Origin of the sequence: Exiguobacterium sp. s83 (assembly GCF_018617095.1) — a bacterium.
Lineage (GTDB): Bacteria > Bacillota > Bacilli > Exiguobacteriales > Exiguobacteriaceae > Exiguobacterium > Exiguobacterium profundum.
This window is the reverse complement of the sequence record NZ_JACSJP010000002.1, coordinates 199778-221454: the sequence shown is the minus strand read 5'-3', so window position 1 is coordinate 221454 and position 21677 is coordinate 199778. Positions and strand designations below refer to the sequence as shown.

Annotated in this window: 22 protein-coding genes and 1 riboswitch; of the genes, 12 read left to right on the top strand and 10 right to left on the bottom strand. The window is 48.6% G+C overall.

Going from position 1 to position 21677, the window contains the following annotated elements:
• Positions 1 to 9 precede the first annotated feature (9 nt).
• Positions 10 to 111: riboswitch (purine riboswitch) on the bottom strand.
• Between the two features lie 126 nt (positions 112 to 237).
• Genes KNO73_RS10510 through KNO73_RS10500 form a run of 3 tightly spaced genes read left to right on the top strand, consistent with a single transcriptional unit; the run spans position 238 to position 3605 of the window.
• Positions 238 to 846, top strand: a complete 609-nt coding sequence (locus tag KNO73_RS10510) for an NAD(P)-dependent oxidoreductase (RefSeq protein ID WP_015880458.1) — start codon at positions 238 to 240, stop codon at positions 844 to 846.
• Between the two features lie 60 nt (positions 847 to 906).
• On the top strand, positions 907 to 2460 hold the full coding sequence (locus KNO73_RS10505) for an ABC-F family ATP-binding cassette domain-containing protein (protein WP_015880457.1): 1554 nt from the start codon (positions 907 to 909) through the stop codon (positions 2458 to 2460).
• Positions 2461 to 2480: 20 nt separating this feature from the next.
• Positions 2481 to 3605: a DUF418 domain-containing protein gene (locus KNO73_RS10500; protein WP_214685093.1), complete on the top strand. Its 1125-nt coding sequence runs from the start codon at positions 2481 to 2483 to the stop codon at positions 3603 to 3605.
• 89 nt (positions 3606 to 3694) lie between these two features.
• Here the strand turns inward: KNO73_RS10500 and KNO73_RS10495 are convergent, their stop codons facing one another.
• The 5 genes from KNO73_RS10495 to KNO73_RS10480 form a co-directional block, all read right to left on the bottom strand.
• Positions 3695 to 4624 (bottom strand): manganese-dependent inorganic pyrophosphatase, encoded by a 930-nt coding sequence (locus KNO73_RS10495; RefSeq protein WP_214685091.1) that lies wholly within the window; start codon positions 4622 to 4624, stop codon positions 3695 to 3697.
• A 93-nt stretch (positions 4625 to 4717) separates the two neighbouring features.
• Positions 4718 to 4852 carry a hypothetical protein gene (locus KNO73_RS15100; protein WP_015880450.1) on the bottom strand — a complete coding sequence of 45 codons (135 nt, stop codon included), beginning with the start codon at positions 4850 to 4852 and terminating at the stop codon, positions 4718 to 4720.
• A 97-nt stretch (positions 4853 to 4949) separates the two neighbouring features.
• Positions 4950 to 5231, bottom strand: coding sequence for a HesB/YadR/YfhF family protein (locus tag KNO73_RS10490; RefSeq protein ID WP_074034990.1), 282 nt, complete (start codon positions 5229 to 5231; stop codon positions 4950 to 4952).
• Positions 5232 to 5298: 67 nt separating this feature from the next.
• Positions 5299 to 6258, bottom strand: a complete 960-nt coding sequence (locus KNO73_RS10485) for a LacI family DNA-binding transcriptional regulator (protein ID WP_078146097.1) — start codon at positions 6256 to 6258, stop codon at positions 5299 to 5301.
• Positions 6259 to 6268: 10 nt separating this feature from the next.
• Positions 6269 to 6502: a hypothetical protein gene (locus KNO73_RS10480; RefSeq protein WP_078146096.1), complete on the bottom strand. Its 234-nt coding sequence runs from the start codon at positions 6500 to 6502 to the stop codon at positions 6269 to 6271.
• A 245-nt stretch (positions 6503 to 6747) separates the two neighbouring features.
• On the opposite strand from KNO73_RS10480, the gene KNO73_RS10475 reads away from it, so the two are divergent.
• The 4 genes from KNO73_RS10475 to KNO73_RS10460 all read left to right on the top strand — a co-directional run bounded on the left by KNO73_RS10475 (position 6748) and on the right by KNO73_RS10460 (position 11092).
• Positions 6748 to 8031: an NCS2 family permease gene (locus KNO73_RS10475; protein WP_031424359.1), complete on the top strand. Its 1284-nt coding sequence runs from the start codon at positions 6748 to 6750 to the stop codon at positions 8029 to 8031.
• A gap of 228 nt (positions 8032 to 8259) precedes the next feature.
• Positions 8260 to 8997: a (Fe-S)-binding protein gene (locus KNO73_RS10470; protein ID WP_074034994.1), complete on the top strand. Its 738-nt coding sequence runs from the start codon at positions 8260 to 8262 to the stop codon at positions 8995 to 8997.
• A gap of 2 nt (positions 8998 to 8999) precedes the next feature.
• A complete protein-coding gene (locus KNO73_RS10465; RefSeq protein ID WP_275060634.1) occupies positions 9000 to 10400 on the top strand; it encodes a LutB/LldF family L-lactate oxidation iron-sulfur protein in 1401 nt (466 codons plus the stop codon).
• Entirely contained in the window at positions 10400 to 11092 is a 693-nt protein-coding gene (locus KNO73_RS10460) for a LutC/YkgG family protein (protein ID WP_078146095.1), read from the top strand. Before KNO73_RS10465 ends, KNO73_RS10460 begins: the two co-directional genes overlap by 1 nt.
• Before the next feature lie 36 nt (positions 11093 to 11128).
• Here the strand turns inward: KNO73_RS10460 and KNO73_RS10455 are convergent, their stop codons facing one another.
• Both KNO73_RS10455 and KNO73_RS10450 read right to left on the bottom strand, forming a co-directional pair.
• Positions 11129 to 12160: a DUF4097 family beta strand repeat-containing protein gene (locus KNO73_RS10455; RefSeq protein ID WP_078146094.1), complete on the bottom strand. Its 1032-nt coding sequence runs from the start codon at positions 12158 to 12160 to the stop codon at positions 11129 to 11131.
• Complete coding sequence (locus KNO73_RS10450; RefSeq protein ID WP_031424354.1) at positions 12157 to 12477, bottom strand: PadR family transcriptional regulator; 321 nt, start codon at positions 12475 to 12477, stop codon at positions 12157 to 12159. The genes KNO73_RS10455 and KNO73_RS10450 overlap by 4 nt, the downstream gene beginning before the upstream one ends.
• A 189-nt stretch (positions 12478 to 12666) precedes the next feature.
• Here KNO73_RS10450 and KNO73_RS10445 point away from each other — a divergent pair, with 189 nt between their 5' ends.
• Positions 12667 to 14622, top strand: a complete 1956-nt coding sequence (locus KNO73_RS10445; RefSeq protein WP_215112464.1) for a HAMP domain-containing sensor histidine kinase — start codon at positions 12667 to 12669, stop codon at positions 14620 to 14622.
• Positions 14623 to 14655: 33 nt separating this feature from the next.
• Here the strand turns inward: KNO73_RS10445 and KNO73_RS10440 are convergent, their stop codons facing one another.
• Positions 14656 to 15453: a glucose 1-dehydrogenase gene (locus KNO73_RS10440; RefSeq protein ID WP_015880438.1), complete on the bottom strand. Its 798-nt coding sequence runs from the start codon at positions 15451 to 15453 to the stop codon at positions 14656 to 14658.
• 189 nt (positions 15454 to 15642) lie between these two features.
• Here KNO73_RS10440 and KNO73_RS10435 point away from each other — a divergent pair, with 189 nt between their 5' ends.
• Both KNO73_RS10435 and KNO73_RS10430 read left to right on the top strand, forming a co-directional pair.
• On the top strand, positions 15643 to 16965 hold the full coding sequence (locus KNO73_RS10435) for a hemolysin family protein (protein ID WP_240499772.1): 1323 nt from the start codon (positions 15643 to 15645) through the stop codon (positions 16963 to 16965).
• Positions 16966 to 17164: 199 nt separating this feature from the next.
• The gene (locus KNO73_RS10430) at positions 17165 to 18157 is read left to right on the top strand and encodes a 5'-3' exonuclease (protein WP_031424353.1); all 993 of its coding nucleotides are present in this window, start codon (positions 17165 to 17167) and stop codon (positions 18155 to 18157) included.
• A 13-nt stretch (positions 18158 to 18170) separates the two neighbouring features.
• On the opposite strand, the gene KNO73_RS10425 is transcribed toward KNO73_RS10430, so the two are convergent.
• Positions 18171 to 18974 (bottom strand): VOC family protein, encoded by an 804-nt coding sequence (locus KNO73_RS10425; protein ID WP_078146091.1) that lies wholly within the window; start codon positions 18972 to 18974, stop codon positions 18171 to 18173.
• Between the two features lie 106 nt (positions 18975 to 19080).
• Between KNO73_RS10425 and KNO73_RS10420 the strand changes: the two genes are divergently transcribed.
• Complete coding sequence (locus tag KNO73_RS10420; RefSeq protein WP_015880434.1) at positions 19081 to 19407, top strand: winged helix-turn-helix transcriptional regulator; 327 nt, start codon at positions 19081 to 19083, stop codon at positions 19405 to 19407.
• A gap of 63 nt (positions 19408 to 19470) precedes the next feature.
• Entirely contained in the window at positions 19471 to 20478 is a 1008-nt protein-coding gene (locus tag KNO73_RS10415; RefSeq protein ID WP_215112463.1) for a S66 family peptidase, read from the top strand.
• A gap of 4 nt (positions 20479 to 20482) precedes the next feature.
• On the opposite strand, the gene KNO73_RS10410 is transcribed toward KNO73_RS10415, so the two are convergent.
• Positions 20483 to 21673 carry a helix-turn-helix domain-containing protein gene (locus KNO73_RS10410; protein WP_214691330.1) on the bottom strand — a complete coding sequence of 397 codons (1191 nt, stop codon included), beginning with the start codon at positions 21671 to 21673 and terminating at the stop codon, positions 20483 to 20485.
• Positions 21674 to 21677 lie beyond the last annotated feature (4 nt).

Sequence of the window (21677 nt, the reverse complement as noted above, 5' to 3'; positions counted from 1 at the left end):
CAACGATAGCATACGACAAGCGCCACCCGTAGTCGAACCATTTACGGTAGTTCGGTAGAGACTTGCGGACCATATTTCCGCTGATATACGAGTGCGAATCTATTTATTTAAGATAAACTTTATTGTAGACGAGCTGACGAGAAATGCAATAGGTTGCAATCAAACGGCGAAATGTTCGATTTTTCTGAAACTGCTGTATACTGTATGTATTGGATATGAGAGAGGAGCCTTGCCCTTATGAAGTTATTCGTATTAGGCGCAACCGGTCGGACCGGACATCAATTCATCGACCAAGCCATCGAGCACGGTCATGACGTCACCGCGTTCGTACGTGAACAGAAAAAGTTGATTCGGACCCCACAACTTGAAATCATCGAAGGCGACTTATATGACATCGATGCGTTAACAGAAGCGATGCACGGTCATGATGCGGTCATCAGCTGTCTCGGAACGGATTTGAGCGATCCGGACTTTTTAGCGAGTGTCACGGACAAGCTCGTCCCAGCGATGAAGACGAATGGCATCTCACGCGTCGTCTATTTGGCTTCAGCCGGGATCGACAATGAGATACCGGGACTTGCCGGGAAAGCCATTACGTTCATGCTCCGGAAGCCGCTCCGTGATCATCGGGCAGCCGTGGACTTGTGGCGAAATTCGTCATTCGATTATACGATTGTACGACCGATGCAATTGACGGACGGCCCCCGCACCTCGACGTATCGAACGGCCATCGATGAAGTGCCAGAGAACGGGAAACACATCTCACGGGCAGACGTCGCCCAGTTCATGCTTCATGCGATTGAAGAACAGGAACACGTACGGGAGTCAGTCGGACTGGCGTACTAATTTGATCCAATTCATGCTACAATATCGGGTAGTTTACTTTGAAAGGAACGAAAACGAATTATGAGTATATTAACGGTACAAAACTTGAGCCACGGCTTTGGTGACCGCGCTATTTTGAACGATGTCTCTTTCCGCCTCTTAAAAGGAGAGCATATCGGTCTCGTTGGAGCGAACGGTGAAGGAAAATCGACGTTCATGAACATCATCACACGCAAACTGCAACCGGATGAAGGGAAAATTGAATGGGCGAAAAACGTCCGTGTCGGTTACCTCGATCAACACGCGGTGCTTGAGCGCGGGATGACGATTCGTGACGTCTTGAAAGGTGCTTTCCAATACCTGATCGACATGGAGACGCGCATCGGCGAACTCTACATGGAGATGGGCGACGCGACACCGGAACAGATGGAAGACATGCTCGCGGAGGTTGGTGAGCTTCAAGAAACGCTCGACTCGAACGATTTTTACATCATCGATGCGAAAGTAGAAGAAGTCGCACGCGGTCTCGGTATTTTAGACGTTGGTCTCGACCGTGACGTCACGGACTTGTCAGGTGGACAGCGTACGAAAGTATTGCTCGCAAAATTACTTTTAGAGAAGCCAGATATCTTGCTCCTCGATGAGCCGACCAACTATTTGGATGAAGTGCATATCGAGTGGTTGAAACGCTATCTTCAAAACTATGACAATGCCTTCATCTTGATCTCCCACGATATCCCGTTCTTAAATAGTGTCATCAACTTGGTCTACCATATGGAAAACCAAGAGTTGAACCGCTATGTTGGGGACTATGACAAGTTCATGGAAGTGTACGAGATGAAGCGTTCGCAACTTGAAGCCGCCTATAAGCGTCAGCAAGCCGAAATCGCGGATTTGAAAGACTTCGTTGCCCGAAACAAAGCGCGTGTGTCGACACGAAACATGGCGATGTCACGTCAGAAGAAACTCGATAAGATGGATGTCATCGAATTGAGTGCGGAACGTCCGAAACCAGAATTCCGCTTCTTGCAGGCACGTACATCGGGGCGCCTCATCTTTGATGCGAAAGGTCTCGTCATCGGATACGATGAGCCACTCTCACGTCCGCTCGACCTTCAGATGGAGCGCGGTCAAAAGATTGCCCTCGTCGGAGCGAACGGAATCGGGAAGACGACGCTCTTGAAGAGCTTACTCGGCTTGATCAACCCGCTTGAAGGGACAGTCGAACGCGGTGAGTTTCTTGAGATGGGTTACTTCGAACAGGAAGCCGCATCAAGCAACAACACGTGTATCGAAGAGATTTGGAGCGAATTCCCATCACTCAACCAACAGCAAGTACGCGCGATGCTCGCGAAATGCGGTCTCATGACGAAGCACATTGAAAGTAAAATCTCTGTCCTCAGTGGTGGAGAAAAGGCGAAAGTACGTCTTTGCAAACTCTTAAACAACGAAACGAACTTACTCTTACTCGATGAGCCGACGAACCACTTGGACGTCGACGCGAAGGAAGAGTTGAAGCGTGCGTTGAAAGAGTACAAAGGAAGCGTCCTCCTCATCAGTCACGAACCAGAATTCTATGAGGATATCGTCACAGACGTCTGGAACTGTGAATCGTGGACGACGAAAGTATTCTAATTCAGTAAAGGACGTGTCGTATGGCTGGCCCAATTCAAACGAATGAACGGATTATTTTGTATGACATTATCCGAGGGTTTGCCCTCTGCGGCATTTTCCTCGTCAATATCCCGAGCATGCTCGGGAGCGACTGGATGTTTGGTCGTCCCGACTATTACGGGAACGACTTGTTCGTCCGCACGCTCTTTGACTTGTTCGTGCAGACGAAGTTTTATACGATTTTCTCCCTCTTATTCGGGATCGGCTTTTCGATTTTCCTCGAGCGTTCTTACGCTCGTGGCGAATCGGTCAGTCGTTACATACGCCGTATTGCGATTCTTTTCTTATTCGGTCTCGCGCATTTGGCGATTTGGTCAGGTGACATCTTACATACGTATGCGATGTGGGGCTTATTGCTTCCTCTCTTTTATGGGTTGAGTAACCGCGCGATATTGACATGGGCGTGGAGTTTATTGATTGGAAGTTTCTTACTATTCAATGTTGCCCCTATCTATGTAGAGTGGGCTTTTGGATACATGTATTTAGGAGAGTCGTTCCCGAGGGTCTTTAATTCAGGCTTCGGTCCTTGGCTAGACTATCGATTCGACAACGAGATTTTTACTATGATTCAAAATTCACTTTTTGTCGGAATCGAGATTCTCGGTCTGTTCTTACTCGGTCTCTTCATCGGACGGGAACGAAAGCTTCTGACTTGGAGTATCCAAGGATTGACCCGGACTGCTGCTATCTGCGCAATAGCAGCCATACCATTCTGGGGAATCATCATCTGGCATCATTACGGTGATGGCGCCTCTTATATGTCCACGAACTCAGCAGCCGTATGGATTTCCGGAAAACTGCTCGCTACAACGTACATCTGCCTGTTCACCATCGCCGTTCGAAAAGGTCGGACGTTCGCCCCGCTTCAAGCACTCGGACGAATGGCACTCACGAACTATCTGACACATACGTTGATCATTGTCTTGCCAGTGATCGCACTCGGGGCGTACGGGGCGCTTTCCTTAACCGAAGGTCTATTCCTCAGCATCGCCATTTTGATTGCGCAGTCGTTCTTCTCGATGTGGTGGCTAAAGACTCACCGCTACGGACCGTTTGAGAAGCTATGGCGTCTCGGAACATACGGACGACAAACAAAATCATCCTAAGATCGGACTTCATTGTCCGGTCTTTTTTAAACAAAAACTGCAGACGAATGAACGTCTGCAGTTCCGCTCGAGGCCACGGCTTCGAGTTTTTATTTTGTTGCCGCTTCCGTTAAGAATGGCACGATTTGCTTCTTACGTGAGACGACGCCAGGAAGTGTCGCCAATCCGTTTTGAAGGGTCACGTTGAACGCTTGTTCGAAGAGTTCGGGTTTTGGTCCGACAACGATGGCTTCCGAATCGTTCGTCAAAATGTTCGTGATGGCGAATACGAACAAGTCTAAGTTTTTCGCCGCAACCGTTTTGGCAATCGCCGCCTCGACTTCCGCTTTACGGTTCAAGACATCGTTCGCATCGACCGTGTTCACTTGTGCGATTTCGACACGATAGTCGCCCATCGCGAATTCTTTCGCATCGAGTGAGATGAGTTCTTCAATCGTTTTTTGGCTAAGGTCCGCACCGGCTTTGAGCATCTCAAGACCGTATGTTTCTGCATCGACGCCAGCAATCTCCGCAAGTTCTTTCGCTGCTTTGATATCTTCACCTGTGCATGTCGGCGATTTGAAGAGAAGCGAGTCTGAGATGATGGCGGAAAGCATTAAGCCGGCCATATCCGCTGCGATTTCGACACCATGCTCTTTATACAACTTCAACAAGATTGTCGCCGTACATCCGACTGGCTCCGCACGATAGTAGAGCGGGTCTGCCGTTTGGAAGTTTGCGATACGGTGGTGGTCGATGACCTCAAGGATTCGCACGTCTTCAATCCCGTCCGCACTTTGTTGGAACTCGTTATGGTCAACCAAGATAACTTCTTCCGCCTCACCTTTCACGCTTTCAATCAAGCGTGGTGCTTTCACACGGAAGTGATCGAGCGCATATTGTGTTTCGCCGTTCACTTCACCGAGACGGACCGCTTCTGCGTCCATCCCTAATTTCTTTTTCAACTCGGCATAGGCGAGCGCTGACGTGATTGTGTCGGTATCTGGATTTTTATGTCCAAAGACTAGTACTGTACTCATGTCTCATTCTCCTCACTAAATAGTTTTCCCCTATCCATTATAACGTCCACGGCATTTCTTTCAATTCCCAAACAAAAAGAGCCGTGTCGGCTCTTATGCTTGTTCATCTTCATCTGTCTCTTCGAGGTCGGAATGATCTCCTTTTGAATCTTCTTCATGGGAGATGTCCGGCTGATCTCGCTTCAACTTTTCTTTTTCTTCTTGTTCACGCTTTTCTTTGTCTGACATATCGTGTCATCCTTTCGAAAATCCGACTTGTCATAATCTGTTCCCCAAGCCAGATTTCGTCAAACGACATTTCACTAAACGTAAACAAACTGAAACGTCAGGCCTGCACGAAGACGATTTCTTCTCCGCGAAGTTCGACTTTCACGTCTTGTCCTTGGAACAACCACTCATCTTGTTCCGCCACGACAAAACGAATGCCGTCTTCTTCGGTCTCAACAGCCGCATTGTTCACGTCTTCTGTGATGACCCCGACAGAAAAACCGTGCGTCAAGTCTGTCGAACCCCCATACTTTGCAAACAAACGAACCGTTTGGCCTGCTTCGACTTCCATTTCTTCTTTAAACCATTGGAGCGCTTCTTCTGTTACTTGAATCTTCATAACATCTCCTCCTCTCGACTACTCCTTTCATTCTAAACGTTTCAAAAGAGTCGAGCGAGGAAGTTGCCTAAAGTGTTGTGCCAACTTGATAGCTCACCGTCATGCCATGCGTCTCCGGTTGCGCACCATTCATTTCAGCGAGCGTCGTTTCAAATAAACGTCGCCCGATTTCTTCATTCGGTGAGAGCATCGTCGACAGTCCGAATGCATGACCGATCGGATGTCCGTCAAACCCGAGCATGGCGACTTCCTGAGGAATCTTGATGTCTCGCCGTTGCATCTCTCCTAAAAATCCGAGGGCGACATAATCGGACGAGAAAAAGAGCGCTCGAGGACGCTCTTTTTGAGAGAGGAACGTTTCAGCTAGCCGAATACCGTCCTCACTCGTCAAATAGCCCGTCCAAATCCATTGCTCACGCGCATGCGCTACTTCATCGAAATAGGCTTGCTGACGCGCAAGGGAACTCGGACTATGGCTTCTTGACAAGATGATTCCAATCTCTTCGTATCCGTATTGCTGTAACACACGAATACCTGATACGAACGACGCGTAATGATCGACATGGATCGACGAAATTGTCTCCGGTGCACCGACGGTCGCCACAGCAATCGGTCCGTACACGCGATATGTCTCCATTTCCTTAAAGGACATCTCATGAGACAAGACGATCGCCCCATCGACTTCACGGTGCTTCAATAAATCGAGCGCTTGTCGTTCCTCGCTCATTTTATACTCCGTCTGCCACATGACGAGGCGATAATCGTGCTCGAGCGCCGCCTTGGCGAGCCCATTAACGAAGAAACCGTAATAAGGATGATTCATATAAGGTAGGATGACGACGATTCGTTGCGTCTTCCCTGTCGACAACGTCAACGCTTGTTGATTTCGCAAATACCCGAGCTCCTTCATTGCCGCATGTACACGGGTTCGTTTTTCTTTCGATACGTACGGATGCTCGTTCAGGACGCGTGAGACCGTCGTCACCGAAACGTCAGCGTGCTTCGCGATATCTCGAATGTTTGCCATTCATCTCACCTCAACTTGTAAGCCTTTGCATATAGTGTACCCACTCTGCTTGCTGACTGTCACCTCTTTCGACGACTTGACAACGAATCGCTTGAACGAGACGGAAGCGCTCCTCTAACGGCAGATGAAGAAACTCTTCACGGAAACGAGTACACAACATTTTCCCAAACGGTGTGTACAACTGATTGATGACGAGCTCGTATACGATTCCACAGCACCATGTTTTCCACGTTGTCGGTTTCATATCGGTTCCCCTCCCTTTGTCTATACCGTATCTTCTGAAACGCGTTTCAGAGCAAGCATCTTTTTTAATAAAGTTTATTTCCGAACATTATTTGTCTTCAAATTTCATTTTTCATGTTTTTTACTCAAAACAATTGACGGGAATCAAACATTTTTGTATAGTCATCAAGTTGAAAACGTTAATTTAAGAATTTTCCTCAATTAATGTTCGGAAATAGACTGAAATAAGGAGTTTTATCGATGAATATCTTTCAATTAAAACAACATGGTACGAATGTTAAACAGGAAGTGACTGCTGGGATCACAACGTTCGTGACGATGGCGTACATCTCTGTCGTCAACCCAGCGATTCTATCTGACGCAGGGATTCCGTTCGCACAAGCATTCACGGCGACAATTATTGCCATCCTCATCGGAACAGGCTTGATGGCGTTTTATGCGAACTTACCGATCGCTGTAGCACCCGGGATGGGGCTCAATGCATTCTTCGCTTACACGCTTGTCGCTCAAGAACAGATTGCCCCGTCCGCCGCGCTCGGTGTCGTCTTCGTCTCGTCCGTCTTCTTCTTGATTTTGTCGCTCTCTCCAATTCGGACGAAGTTGATTCAAGCGATTCCGACTTCGTTGAAGCATGCCATCACGACCGGAATCGGTCTTTTCATCGCTTCACTCGGATTAAAACTATCAGGTTTGATCGTTGCTGATGAAGCGAACTTGGTGCGTCTCGGTGACGTGTCTTCTCCAGAAGTACTACTTGTACTCGGTGGTTTGATCGTCTCGGCACTCCTCTTTTCACGAAACGTACCCGGTTCTTTACTCATCGGGATGGTACTCACGGGGATTGCAGCATACTTCATGGATATCTTAAAAATCGATGGTGTCACGGCGATGCCAACACTTCCGGAAGGGCTCATGGTCAACCCCGTGACGGCATTTAGTGATGTCATTCAATACGGTTTGTTCGGTGCTGTCCTCTCGTTCTTCCTCGTCACGCTTTTTGATACGACAGGTACGCTTGTCGGTGTCGGAAAACAGGCAGGTCTCTTAAAAGAAGATGGAACAATTGAGAATGGTCACCGTGCACTCTTTGCCGATTCACTTGCCACAATGGGTGGATCACTCGTCGGAACGAGCCCGTCTACGGCATACATCGAGTCTGCTGCCGGTGTCGCGCAAGGTGGACGTACAGGGCTCACGACGGCCGTCGTCGCCGGATTGTTCGGATTGACACTCTTCTTCAGCCCACTTATCGGCGCCATCTCTGGCGTTGCGGCGATTACGGCTCCTGCACTCATCATCGTCGGGGCACTCATGTTGACGAACGTCCGGTACATCGACTGGAGCGACTTCAGCGAATACTTCCCCGCGTTCATGACGATTTTGATCATGCCTTTGTCAGGAAGCATCGAACGCGGAATCGCCTTCGGGTTCATCTTGTACCCGATCTTCAAAGCAATGAACAAAGAGACGGTTCACCCGCTCATCTATTTGTTCGGCGCACTCTTCATCTTGGAAATGTTCTTCCTATAAGTTAGACAGAAGATCCTCGTCATGTGTCGAGGATTTTTTTCTGTTATACGTACTTACTACCTGTTTTATATCAGAAACGAGATGAATATCGGTTCAGTGAGATACGTTATCAATTAGACAGGATTTTACAAATAAATCAGTTTTTCTCCCCATTTTTCTGTCACTTTCCTACGCTTTATGAAATAATGACGTTGAAATCGTTATCATCAGAAGAAAGAAGGAATGGCTATGCCGAATGTAGCTTTATTCGTCACTTGTTTATCTGATACGTTGTTTCCATCCGTCGGACAAGCGACAGTCGAACTACTCGAACATTTAGGGTGCGAGGTGACGTTCCCCTTTGAGCAGACATGCTGTGGGCAGCCTGCCTACAACAGCGGCTATCATGAGGAGACGAAAAAGGTTGCCAAGCACATGATTGAAACATTTGAACAAGCAGATGCAGAATATATCGTCGGACCATCGGGGTCGTGTGTCATGATGATGCGCGACTACCCGCATTTGTTCCAAGATGATCCTGTGTGGGGTCCTCGCGCTGAAGCGCACGCCGCCAAAACGTTCGAACTGACACAGTTCATCGTCGATGTGCTCGAAGTCACTGATGTCGGTGCCAAGTTTCCCGCCAAAGCGACCTATCATGCGTCTTGTCACATGACCCGCCTCCTCGGAATCGAAGCAGCTCCCGGAAAGTTGCTCGGAAACGTCGATGGACTGACGATGGTCCCCCTCGCGAACGTACATAACTGTTGCGGGTTCGGTGGGACCTTCTCCGTCAAGATGCCAGATGTGTCGGTGCAGATGGTAGATGAAAAAGTCGATTCCATCTTACAGTCAGGCGCAGAGGTGTTGATCGGAGCGGATGCGTCATGTCTGATGAACATCGGCGGACGTCTTCATAAACAGGGACATCCGATTAAAGTGATGCATATTGCCGAAGTGTTGAACGAAGGAGTGAAGCAAGCATGAGCATGGGGATTCGATTGGATGAGAAGTTTCAAGATCGACGAAAAGATGGAATCGAAGATGCGTTCATGCGGCAGGCCGTCAGTTCGGCTCAAAACCGTCTACGGGATGGCCGGTTGAATGCTGCAGGTGAACTCGGGGACTGGGAAGCGTTTCGCGACCATTCGGAAGAAATTCGTCAACATGTGCTGGAACATCTGGACTATTACTTATATCAATTGAGCGAGAATGTCTCAAAACGTGGTGGAAGCGTCTTTTTCGCGGAGACACCGGAAGAAGCGAACCGCTACATCCGAGAAGTCGTCCGGTCGAAACAAGCCAAACATGTCGTGAAATCGAAATCGATGGTCACGGAAGAAATCGGCTTGAACGAGGCACTTCAGGAAGAAGGATGTACTGTCGTCGAATCCGATCTCGGTGAATGGATTTTACAACTCGACGAAGATCCACCGTCTCACATCGTCGCCCCGGCCCTGCATAAAGACCGCGACGCTGTGCATGAGACGTTCACTGCCCACGGCTACAGCGGGTCGAACGATCCGACTGAACTTGGACGCTATGCACGACAAGAACTACGAAAAGACTTTTTGAAGGCAGAAGTCGGCATCACCGGCTGTAATTTCGCCATCGCAGAGAGTGGAGCCGTCGGGCTTGTGACCAACGAAGGGAACGGACGCATGGTGACGTCGCTCCCTGATACGGTCATCTCTGTCATGGGCATGGAACGCGTCGTCCCGTCTTATGAAGAGTTCGAGGTGCTCGTCAACATGCTTTGTCGAAGCGCGGTCGGTCAGCGACTCACGTCATACATCACGACGTTCGCCGGGACGCGCGCGGTCGGTGAAGTCGATGGACCAGAAGAGTTCCATCTTGTCATCGTCGACAACAAGCGTTCTGGTATTCTCGGGACACAGTTCCAATCGGTGTTGCAATGCATCCGCTGCGCGGCCTGTATCAACGTCTGTCCCGTCTATCGCCATATCGGTGGTCACGCGTACGGGTCAATCTATCCAGGTCCGATTGGTGCCGTCTTGGCTCCGCTTCTTGACGGATACGAGAACTATAAAGAACTCCCCTATGCGTCGAGTCTCTGTGGCGCCTGTACGGAGGCGTGTCCTGTAAAGATTCCGCTGCATGAGCTGTTGATTGAACATCGACGCGTCATCGTAGAGGAGAAAAAGCAATCACCTTTCGTGGAGCGGATTGCGATGAAAGGATTTGCCGTCACCGCTTCGAGTCCATTCTTATTCGAAGCAGCGGAACATGTCGCACCGTTTGCGACATCACCGTTCGCCACCTCGGGTCAGATTGAGAAAGGGCTACCGGCTTGGACGGACTCGAAAGACTTGCCGCAGCCGAACAAACAGACCGTCCGAGATTGGTTCAAGAAACGGGGGAATGCCTGATGAATCCTGGTACAATCACAAACCGTGAGGACTTTCTACAACGAATCGCCAAGCAACTCGGTCGTGAGGTCAAGCTCACGCCGCCAAAACGGGAATATACACATCGTCCGCAAGATGAGGTGTTGAAAGACGCGAGTGAAGAAGAGCTGCTCGAGACGTTCCGCATGGTCGCGACCCGAATCCATACCGATTTAGTGGAATGTGAATCTGCGAAGCTTGATGATACGCTTCGCCTCTTGATTGAACGCTATCATGGCGCACGGATTCTCGCAGAAAACGATGAGCGAATTTCCGCTTGGGCACCTACAACAAGTGAGACGTTTGATTGGTGGGATTCGTCACAACCCGAAGCGAGTCGAGAGCTTGCCATTCGAGCGGACATCGGCATCACGATTGCGGATGCGGCATTTGCGGAAAGTGCGACAATCGTCCAATATGCGAAGCCTGGTAGATCACGGACAATCAGTCTGTTACCACAAGACCATATCGCAATCATCCCGAAATCTGTCCTTGTCCCACGTATGACGCAAACGGCACAACAACTTGCCACACTCGACCGAGACGGTCTCCATTCCCCGAACGGTGTCAATTTCATCTCTGGTCCGTCGAACTCGGCCGACATCGAGATGAACCTCATCGTCGGCGTTCATGGTCCTGTTCGAGTCGCCTATGTGTTGGTACATGATTTATAAGTATAGCCCCTCCATCGATCGATGGAGGGGCTATGTTCATCCTGATACGGTGACGCTCCCATTTGAGCTCGTTAATTTCACTTCAATCGATCCGTCTCCAAATACGCACTCTTTCGACCGCTCTCCCAACACATCAACTTTCCCGTTTCGTGACTTCGCACGAATCGTCACATCTTCCGGACGTTCATCGACATGTAAGTCAATCTTCCCGTTGTTCGTCTTCAAGCGAATCGGTGCTTGAATCGCTTGTACGGAACAGTCTATCCGTCCATTAGAAGTTTTGGCATCGACCGCTCCCGTGACGTGATCGACATCGATTCGACCGTTCGAGGAATGGATGTTGATCCGCTCAAGCTGAGAATGTTTCGCTTCGACACGACCGTTTGAGGAATGAAGCTCCCAATCGTGCCCGTGACAGCTTGATGCGAGCACTTTTCCGTTCGATGTGCGCAGGACACCATGACGTGCTTGAATGTGATGTGCGACGATTCGACCGTTCTCACTCTCCACGTGGAAGCGTTCCGCTTGGAGATCTTGTACATCACTCGAACCGTGACGATTTTTCAATTGAATCTGATGATAGGCGTGATGAGGCAATTCAACCCGAAGTACAGGTGCCTTTGACCCGAACCATGAAAACAGGTCCGAAAGACCGAAACGACGTTCGGATTCAATCCGTATCTCTAGGGTGTCCCCGACGATATCCATCACGACCCCATGATCGGTCTCCGTCTCAAGCGTCGCATACGCATAACCGTCTTGTGATGGGGTGACGAACACTTGCGCATTTTGAACTTGAATGAGGACGCTTTGGAAGGCTACGTTCGAACTTTTGACCACCGCAGGCGGTCGCGTCGAGACCGATTCTTCAATATCGACAGAGGCGAGCAATTCCGATGCGAGTATTCTCGGTTCCCCTAACTCACGTGCCAATTCTTCGTCACTTCTTCCTTCTAATCGACCACTCGTGAAATATTCCGATACGTCTCGTAAAATATCAAGCCGATCTTTCACCTTCACGTTCATCAATAATTGTTCGAGCTCTGACAAGTACTGTTCTTCATTCATCTGTCGTCTCCCCCTCGGATTAAGTCATTGACACCGTTTGTGAATACGTTCCATTCCGTTCGCAATTCAACTAAGTGTTTGCGGCCCTGTTCCGTAATTTGATAGTACTTCCGTGGAGGTCCTTCTCCAGACTCCATTAAATACGTCGTGAAATAGCCCTCTGTCGTCAATCGACGCAACAACGGATAGACCGCACCTTCTGAAATGGCCACTTTGGCCGAAATCGCCTGAACGAGCTCATACCCATAGCGGTCTTGTTCCGCGACGAGTGCTAACACACACAGGTTAAGTACGCCCTTTTTGAATTGAGGATTCATCATCCCACCCCCTACTATACATAGAACAATAGCATACTATCCACTACTGTTCAATAAACAATAGCGTTCATTTCCTTGATTTCTCAATATCTAGCATCTGAAGAGTTGAATCTGTACAATGAAAGAACGACACTCGTAGGATATTAGTCACAGTCGGAATGTTCATCATTCTAGGAAGGAACGGTCTTTATGAAGTCATGGATTGACCAACGGATCGGGAGACAATTTTTATTCGTCTTCTACTTATTCATCGGACTGATCCTCCTCACGTCGCTTGCCGTATATGTGTATACGGAAAACCAAATCGAACAGACGACGTCATCGCTCGAGAACATCAGTGAACGACGCACGAATGCGACCGAGTTGTTCGAGACATGGCAGTCGATGCAATATGAAATGCGCGGATATGTCCTCCTTGGGGATGACGCGATGTTAGAACGTGTGCAAGATAAACAAGTCTTGATTGACGAACAGACCTCTTGGTTCGAACAGAACGCAGTGACCGAGAAAGAAAAAACGTACGCGAGCGATGCACGTACGCTGTTTGTCGCGTATCAGGAACGTGTCATGCCGAGTCTCGAACGTTATGTAGCACGAAAACGGGACGGTAGTGTAACCGAACCCTTCTTAAAGATGCCGACGCTCGGGAAAGTGAATCCACAACAAGAGCCACCGGCAGATCGTAAATTCAAAATCAATTCAAAAAGTGCCGCAGATATGAGTGCGAGCATCGTCGATATGGAGAGCGTCTTCACGGAATACCGGAACTCACTGAACGCAGAAGAGGATGCGCTCCGTGCTCAGCTTGCGACCCATACGAAGTGGGCACAGGCCTTTTGGCTCCTCTCTTTACTCGGTGTCCTCTTCATTCTCTTTATCGTCGCCCGTCCATATGTGAGACGCTTAACGGGTCAACTGCAAGAGTTGATTGAAAACAGCAAGCGCCTTGCCGGAGAGCGACAGCCGATGACACCGGCGGCCGCCCAATCTAAAAATGAAGTCGGGCAATTGACAACATCATTCCGGCAAATGGCTACATCTCTCACGGCACAACGCTATCGGATTGAAGAGGAGCGTGAGAAGACAGCGCGCCTCCTTCACTCGATTCGCGATGCCGTCATCTATGTCGAACACGCAACAAGTGAGAAAGTAGCAAACCAAGCGTTGTTCGTCTTATTCAATCAACCGATTACGCAGCGAAATGAAGTCGATTTATACCGTTTAGACGCTAGCCTTGAGGAGCTCGGACTGCAGGTCGACCAAAAGGATGCCTTTTTCGCGTTCATGGAACGATCATTCGATGGACAGTGTAAAGAAGAGAGCGTCACGTTCTCGATGAATCAGGAAGAGCGCTTCATTCAAATGTATGCGGAGAAGATTTACTTGCGAGGGACACGTCATGGGACGATGCTCGTTTTCCGTGACGTGACGCACGAGACCGAAGTCGACCGTCTGAAAACCGAACTCGTTTCGACCGTCTCTCACGAACTCCGGACTCCGCTCACAAGTATCATTGGATTCACTGAACTTCTTCGTTTCCGAAAACTTTCATCTGAACGTTCCGAAAAATATTTAGGAATGATTCATCAAGAGACATTACGTCTTGAAGACTTGATTTCGAACTTGCTCGATGTACAACGGATGGAGTCTGGACAACAGACGTACCATAACGAACCAGAGCGTCTGTCCGCTATTCTTGAGCAAGCGATTTCGGTGCATCAAGGCTCAAGCCAACATCATCACATCACGTTTGATTGCACGGAAGACGTCTATGTATACGGAGACCGGACGCGACTCAATCAACTCTTCATGAACCTCCTGCACAACGCCGTGAAGTATTCGCCTCGTGGTGGCGAAGTCCATGTCCGTGTCACATGTGAACGACCGGATTGGATTGACATTTCAATTGAAGATCACGGCATCGGGATTCCCCAAACCGCGCTACCAAAATTGTTTGACAAGTTTTATCGCGTCGACAATTCCGCCAGTCGAAAAATTGGAGGGACCGGTCTCGGTCTCGCGATTTGTAAAGAAATCGCTGAAGGTCACGGTGGAACGATTCACGCTACCTCAAACATCGGCAAAGGCTCCATTTTCACTGTCAGCCTTCCCAAGTCGGATATGACCAATCAAATGAGTAGCTAAACGAAAAGAGGGTGCATCATCGCACCCTCTTGTTTATTGGACTTTGTTCTCTGGACCAAATGACGGATAGAGCGAAAGCCCACCGTCCGCAAAGATGGTTGTCCCCGTCACATAGGACGACTCATCCGACGCGAGCCAAGCGGCAACGGCTGCGATTTGTTCCGGCTTCCCGATGACGTGAGATGGGATAAGCGCTTCTAATCCCTTCTTCTCTTCCGGGTCGCTCATCGTCTCTTCGTTGATTGGTGTATCAATCGCCCCAGGTGCGATCGCATTGACACGAATATGGTTCGGTGCATATTCGAGTGCGACGGATTTCGTGAACATTTTCACGCCACCCTTGCTGGCTGCGTAATGTGTATAACCTGGACGTGGGATGACTTCGTGAACAGAAGACATATTGATGATGTTCCCCTCGATTTCATGCTCCACGAAGTATTTTAAAGCAGCACGGACACCAAGGAACGTCCCGTTCAAGTTGACGTCGATAATCTGCTTCCAGTTATCAAACTCCATTTCATGCGTTTTTGCCTCGACTTGAACGCCGGCGTTATTCACGAAAATATCCATCTTTCCAAACTCAGAGATGGCTTTCTCAATCATCTTCTCCGCGAGTCCTTCTTCTGCGACGTCCCCTTTCACGGCGACGGCTTTCCCACCAGCTGCCTCGATGCCACGGATGACTTCCTCCATCTCTTTTTCACTGCTGCGGTAATTCAGGACAACGCTCATCCCTTCTTTTGCGTAACGTTCCCCGATGGCACGACCGAGCCCCTTCGAGCTGCCCGTGATGACCGCGACCTTACCTTTTAACTCTGGATAGTTTGCCATGTCAATTCCTCCTTCATCTTCTCGGGTTTAGTTCCCGCATTCCCCTCTTCATCAAACATGATTGGCTGCATTTTGAATATTTGAAACAAATCAACTATACTGAAACAAACTATTCGTTTTCAGGAAACGCCTGAAAGACGTTTGATCTTATACTCAATGGAGGTGACTCCCCGATTTTAGGGGGAATTGTTGGACAGTCCCATGTTACTCAGCTTACTCGTCGTCGCACTTTTAATCTTTTTGACTGCCTTTTTTGTGGCAGCCGAATTTTCAATTGTGAAAGTGCGTGGCGCTCGACTCGACCAGCTCGTGCTCGAAGGAAATAAGAAAGCGGTCAGCGCGAAAAAAGTCATCGAGAATATCGACGACTCCCTTTCTGCCTCACAGTTCGGAATCACGCTTTCTGCACTCGGTCTTGGGTGGATTGGTGCCGATCAAATCGAAACGTATATCCACACATTGGTCGAACAATTGAACATATCGCCTTCTCTCGTGACATTCTTGTCGTTTTTGATCGCCTTCTTATTGATTGCGTTCGTCCATGTCGTCATCGGTGAACTCGTGCCAAAAACGCTCGCGGTTCACGAAGCGGAGAAGTTGACGCTGCTCGTCGCACGTCCGCTCTACGTCTTCACAAAAATCTTCTATCCGTTTATTCGAGCATTGAACAGTATGGCTCGAATCACACTCCGTTTATTCGGGGTACAGACGACAGCGCAGGAAACGGCACACTCTGAAGAAGAATTGAAAATCATTATGACGGAAAGTTTCCGTAGTGGTGAGATTAACGAAAACGAATTGGCATATGTTCAAAATATCTTCTCCTTTGACGAACGGATCGCCAAAGATGCCATGGTACCACGAATGAACATGGTGACAATCGATGAAGAAGATACGATCGAAGAGATCATCGCCGTAGTGGAAGAGCACCAGTATACGCGTTATCCCGTCACACGAGATGGCGATCGCGATGACGTTCTCGGATTCGTGAATGCGAAACAACTCTTCACTGCCCAACTTTCAAAAAATGATGCACCGTTCGAGTCGTTCATTCATCAATTGCCGCTCGTCACCGAGTTCACACCACTTCAAGAAGCGATGGTGAAGATGCAAAACGCGCAGACGATGATGTGTCTCGTCATCGATGAGTATGGTGGGACGGCAGGACTGTTGACGATTGAAGACATTTTAGAAGAAATCGTCGGCGAGATTCGAGACGAGTTCGATCGAGATGAGCAGGCTGAAATTACAGAAGTCGCTCCGAAACATTACCGCCTTTCAGGACTCGTTTTAACGCAAGAACTGGAGGAACGGTTCGGCATCGAAATCGAGGATGACGTCGATACGGTCGGTGGTTTCGTTTTATCACAAAAAGCGAATGCGCGAACGGGGGAACGCTTCCTTCTACCTGGCAACCATGAACTGATTGTCAGTGAAGTCGATAACCACCGCATCGTCTTCGTCGACTTGATTCTCGCCTCTCATCAAGAGGAAGAACCACTGTCTGAATGATGCATCTTTCAAACCCTTCTCTAAAATATGGAGAAGGGTTTTTCACGTTTGCACCGAACTGTCGCTATATTTTCGCCTCTTCCCGTGATATACTGCACATATGTTGCTTATTTGAGTGTCACCCACTCAATGACACAACATCACCGAAACATGGCGAGATGTTCGGTTTAAACAGAAAGAAATAGAAAGAAGGTTACGCATGGAACGCAAACTATTTTTGATTGACGGTAACTCCATGCTGGCCAGTGCTTATTATGGTGCCGCCGCGAGCCGAACGAAAAAAGGACGCGAGGTATCTAAAAACGATCGGAGTGCCGTCATCGGAATGACCGGCCTCATCCGGACGATTCTACGCAGACATCGTCCGACTCATTTTGTCGTCGTCTGGGACGTCTCACGTGAAACATTATGGCGTCGAGAACTGTACCCGGGCTACAAACGTCGCAGACGTCAAACACCGCCTGAATTGAAAGCGCAGATGGAACTCATGCGCCAACTGCTTGAGGATAGTGGAATCCCACAATTCCAAGTAGAAGGGTATGAAGGGGAAGACTTGATTGCCCACATCGCCCGTAAATTCAGTTGCAGTGCCCCTGTCGTCATCATGACAAAAGACAAAGACTTGTTACAGCTTGTCAGTCCACGAATCACCGTTTGGTTACAGACACAGGAGCTTCAGCAAATGCAGGCTCGTTGTGACATTCGTGATAATCGTCCGTTGCCGCTCAAGCGTCATTTAGAAATTCGACCAGAAGAGATTGCAGCGTTATACGAAGGATTGAAACCGAAGCAACTGTCAGCCGTCAAAGCATTGACAGGAGACCGTTCTGACGGAATCCCTCCAGTTGCCGGGCTCGACGAAAGCCAATCGGTTCAACTCATCAAACGATTCGGTTCGCTCGATAAGCTGTATTCTGCCTTGAGCATCAAAGGTGAAAAACGACAACAAGTAAATGAAACGATCGCGGCACTGACGTCAGAGGAGGTGCCCCGTAACTTGAGACGAACACGCAAAAAAGCAGAGCGCAACATGGAGCTCGTTCGACTCGATGTCACGGTGCCGGCACTTGAACATTTGAAGTTGGCTCATCTCGAGCTCAGCCTCAACCCAAAACGAGTCGAGCAAGCGTATCAAAAACGCGGACTTCGTCTCTCGTTTAACGCAGGTCAGAAGAAAACATCCGCACGTTAAAAAGAACGAACGCTCAAGCGTTCGTTCTTTTAATATGCACGGTAATCCCGTCTTCATCGGTCAACGACCATTCAAACGATGTTCCGCCTAACGCCTGGTTCGTCTCTTCATTGACGAGAAGCGTCCATGCTTCGATTCCGGTCTCCATTCCCACAGGATCGCTCGGACGGGCCCACACGTTCGTTCCGATGTGATGGTGGTAGCCATCAGCTGCTAGGAAAAGTGCGCCTGGATAAGAATCCGTCGTAATGGAGAAGCCAAGCCGATCATGATAAAAACGTTTCGCCGCCTCGATTGAGCGTACTTTAAAATGCACGTGCCCCATCATCGTTCCGATCGGTAAACCAGTAAACGACCGATTGGCTGCCGCTTGAAGCATCGATTCATAGTCGACAGGCTCGGTCGCCATTTTCACATGGCCGTTTGCCTCGTACGTCCATTGGTCCTTCGGGCGGTCGGCATACAATTCAATCCCGTTTCCTTCTGGATCGCTCAAGTAGAAGGCTTCACTCACGAGATGGTCGCCTTGCCCCACTTCGATGCGTCGCTCAATGAGATGTGCCAACATGCTTCCTAACTCTACACGGTTCGGGAACAGAATAGCTAAATGGAACAAGCCTGCCGCCCGTGGATTGGTTTTCGCTTGCGGGACACTGTGCAAGATGACAAGCGGACGTTCCTTCGTACCGAGTGTAATGAGCTCTTCGCTCTCTTCTAAAATACTCATCCCAATCACGTCTACGTAAAATCGTGTCATCTGTTCAATGTCACGGACTCGAAGCGTTACCGGACCGAGTTCGATTTTTTCGATTTTCATATATTATCACCTCACCTTCACTATACCCGCTCGGTCGATGTTACAGAAGTAGGCACAAAAAGGTGGTATAGTTACTTCAACGATACTATTGGAAAGGAAGAGCGACGTGACTAACATAACAAGCTGTGAAGTCGATACGGCACTCGAACTGATTACAGGAAAATGGAAACATTCCATCCTCCTCGTGTTGATCAATGGAGATACATTGCGTTTCAGTGAGTTGAAACGCGCGTTACCAAAAATCAGCCAAAAGATATTGACCGCACAACTCCGCGACTTAGAAGAACAGGATATCGTCATCCGGACCGTCTATCCAGAAGTTCCGCCCCGTGTCGATTATCGTTTAAGTGAGTACGGAAAAACACTGATCCCGATTCTCGAAGCGATGAACGAATGGGGAATGCGTCATGCCGAACGGATGCGCTCTAATTAGTTGTCCACATGTGGATAACCCATTTTCTCTATTGAACACATCACTTATCCACAGGAGGTTGTCATGATTCGTTATCCACAGTTAACCGGTTATCAAATCGGTGTCACCGCCCCTTCGTCAGGTATACCAGAAGAATTACACCATTTATTGCATCAAGCGGAACAGAAGTTTTCCGATCGAGGGTTCACGTTGCAATTCACTCCGAATGCGTGGAAACAACGATTTGGGAAATCCGCTCCGGCTCGGATCCGTGCACATGAACTGACATCTCTACTTCAAGATGACAAAGTCGACTTGATCATTCCGCCCTGGGGTGGGGAACTCTTAATGGAAATCCTTAATCACATCGAGTGGCAGTCCTTGCCCGCAAAATGGATGCTCGGTTATTCAGATACGAGTTTGTTACTCTTCGTCTATACATTAAAAACCGGAATCGCCTCGGCCCATGGTCCGAACCTGGTCGATTTGCGTGCCGATGTGTGGGACGAGACGAGTTCACGCTGGCTCGATGTGTTGTCGACGCGGACCGACGAGACGGTCATCCAACGCTCGTCCGAGAAGTTCCAAAACGAATGGCAGCATGATAATCCGACGCCACATCTGTTTCATCTGACGGAGACGACCGAATGGAAAGCGATCGGTAGTCAAAACGCAACGGGGCGCTTGCTCGGTGGATGTCTCGATGTGCTCTTACATACAATCGGGACACCGTATGGAGACGTCAAGACGTTCCAACGCGATCACCTGAACGATGAACCGATTCTTTGGTATTTTGAGAACGCTGAGCTGAACGTCCCAGCATTAAAAAGGACCCTCCTTCAAATGAAGTGGGCCGGTTGGTTCGATCATACGTCTGGTATTCTGTTCGGACGGAGTGACGCCCCCTCTGTGCATCAAGACTATACGGTCGAAATGGTATACGAGGAGCTTCATCATATGTTAGAAGTTCCTATCTTTTTTGATATCGATTGCGGACACGTACCCCCTCAGATGACACTCGTCAATGGGGCCCACGCTTCTGTACAAGTCGAGCATGGCAAAGGAACATTGATTCAAACGTTCAAGGGCTGATTCGTCAGCCCTTGATTTGTTGTAGCAATGTCTCTAAACGTTTGCGAAACAGTCCTTGCGGGAATTCAGCTACTTGTTCTTCGATGACTGGCACCCAGTCATCCCCACATCCGTTCAATGTTCCCCTTAATAAACCTTCGTAGTAAATCGCGATATCGACTAAGCTATGTGTTTTCCACTCATCTCTGTTTTCCCATAATGCCAATAAACACTCTCTTCCCATTTCCGTTTCCCCTCGAAAAGCGTAGTACACACCTTTCGCCATCGAAATCGCTGCAATAAATGGTTCGACATCTGTCGTGAGAGATTCCATCAATTTGATGTTCTTTCCTAATAGTTTGACATGTCGATATTCCATCGCATAGAGCGCTTCAGAAAGTGCCACTTTGATTTCAGCCAAACGATCTTCCGTGAATTGAATATATTGCTTCGCCTTTTGTAACGACTCATGAATTTTCTTCTCATCGTTCAAATAGAGCGCGCAAATCGAAATGGTGCGATACACGTCGTCCGCACGGTAGTAGATTCTTGTCCGTGTCATATACTCGAGCACGTCTTCAAGCTGTCGAATTGCCCCTTCTAAATCCTCATCACAAAGAAGATTCTTAAATACAATTAACATGGCATATTCAGTTCGTGTCTTTGTTTTCATATATTTTGCATCAAGTAGTTCTATCGCTTCAATCCGTTCAATCGATTCCTCGTAGCGGTTCCACATCAATAAATAATAAGCCTGGCTAATTCGTCCCATCGCCAATTCTTCGGACTCACCTAGCTTCTCAAAAATCTCAATCGCGCGGTCATAGTAAGCTAGTACTCTCTCATTCTCGCCCTCTTGAAAGTACGTATCACCGTACAGCATATATGCTTTTCCTTGCCACACGGAGTTCATTTCTTCCTGTAAGTAAGGCTTGAGCATTTCCCGAATTTTTTGATCCGGTAGTGAAATAAGTTGCATCTCCTCAAATTCTAGCTTTTCCACCAGCGACTGTAGTTCGACCTCTTTTGGATCGGTCAATAATTGTTGCATCGAGACATCTAATCGACTGGCAAGTTCTCGTAAACTGCGCATCGATGCCTCTGCTTTTCCGTTCTCAATCATACTGAGCATCGATTTTGTGACAATCCCTTCCGCCAGCTGCGTCTGAGTCATTTTTTTCTGTTTTCGCAATGCTTTAATGCGCTCACCAATCATATGT

Excerpts from the sequence above, each read along its gene's own strand:
- KNO73_RS10470 (WP_074034994.1), top strand. The coding sequence starts at position 8,260 with ATGCCGAATGTAGCTTTATTCGTCACTTGTTTATCTGATACGTTGTTT.
- KNO73_RS10465 (WP_275060634.1), top strand. The coding sequence starts at position 9,000 with ATGGGGATTCGATTGGATGAGAAGTTTCAAGATCGACGAAAAGATGGA.
- KNO73_RS10455 (WP_078146094.1), bottom strand. The coding sequence starts at position 12,160 with ATGAATGAAGAACAGTACTTGTCAGAGCTCGAACAATTATTGATGAAC.
- KNO73_RS10445 (WP_215112464.1), top strand. The coding sequence starts at position 12,667 with ATGAAGTCATGGATTGACCAACGGATCGGGAGACAATTTTTATTCGTC.
- KNO73_RS10495 (WP_214685091.1), bottom strand. The coding sequence starts at position 4,624 with ATGAGTACAGTACTAGTCTTTGGACATAAAAATCCAGATACCGACACA.
- KNO73_RS10450 (WP_031424354.1), bottom strand. The coding sequence starts at position 12,477 with ATGAATCCTCAATTCAAAAAGGGCGTACTTAACCTGTGTGTGTTAGCA.
- KNO73_RS10430 (WP_031424353.1), top strand. The coding sequence starts at position 17,165 with ATGGAACGCAAACTATTTTTGATTGACGGTAACTCCATGCTGGCCAGT.
- KNO73_RS10485 (WP_078146097.1), bottom strand. The coding sequence starts at position 6,258 with ATGGCAAACATTCGAGATATCGCGAAGCACGCTGACGTTTCGGTGACG.
- KNO73_RS10440 (WP_015880438.1), bottom strand. The coding sequence starts at position 15,453 with ATGGCAAACTATCCAGAGTTAAAAGGTAAGGTCGCGGTCATCACGGGC.
- KNO73_RS15100 (WP_015880450.1), bottom strand. The coding sequence starts at position 4,852 with ATGTCAGACAAAGAAAAGCGTGAACAAGAAGAAAAAGAAAAGTTGAAG.
- KNO73_RS10410 (WP_214691330.1), bottom strand. The coding sequence starts at position 21,673 with ATGATTGGTGAGCGCATTAAAGCATTGCGAAAACAGAAAAAAATGACT.
- KNO73_RS10490 (WP_074034990.1), bottom strand. The coding sequence starts at position 5,231 with ATGAAGATTCAAGTAACAGAAGAAGCGCTCCAATGGTTTAAAGAAGAA.
- KNO73_RS10425 (WP_078146091.1), bottom strand. The coding sequence starts at position 18,974 with ATGAAAATCGAAAAAATCGAACTCGGTCCGGTAACGCTTCGAGTCCGT.
- KNO73_RS10460 (WP_078146095.1), top strand. The coding sequence starts at position 10,400 with ATGAATCCTGGTACAATCACAAACCGTGAGGACTTTCTACAACGAATC.
- KNO73_RS10505 (WP_015880457.1), top strand. The coding sequence starts at position 907 with ATGAGTATATTAACGGTACAAAACTTGAGCCACGGCTTTGGTGACCGC.
- KNO73_RS10415 (WP_215112463.1), top strand. The coding sequence starts at position 19,471 with ATGATTCGTTATCCACAGTTAACCGGTTATCAAATCGGTGTCACCGCC.
- KNO73_RS10510 (WP_015880458.1), top strand. The coding sequence starts at position 238 with ATGAAGTTATTCGTATTAGGCGCAACCGGTCGGACCGGACATCAATTC.
- KNO73_RS10480 (WP_078146096.1), bottom strand. The coding sequence starts at position 6,502 with ATGAAACCGACAACGTGGAAAACATGGTGCTGTGGAATCGTATACGAG.
- KNO73_RS10500 (WP_214685093.1), top strand. The coding sequence starts at position 2,481 with ATGGCTGGCCCAATTCAAACGAATGAACGGATTATTTTGTATGACATT.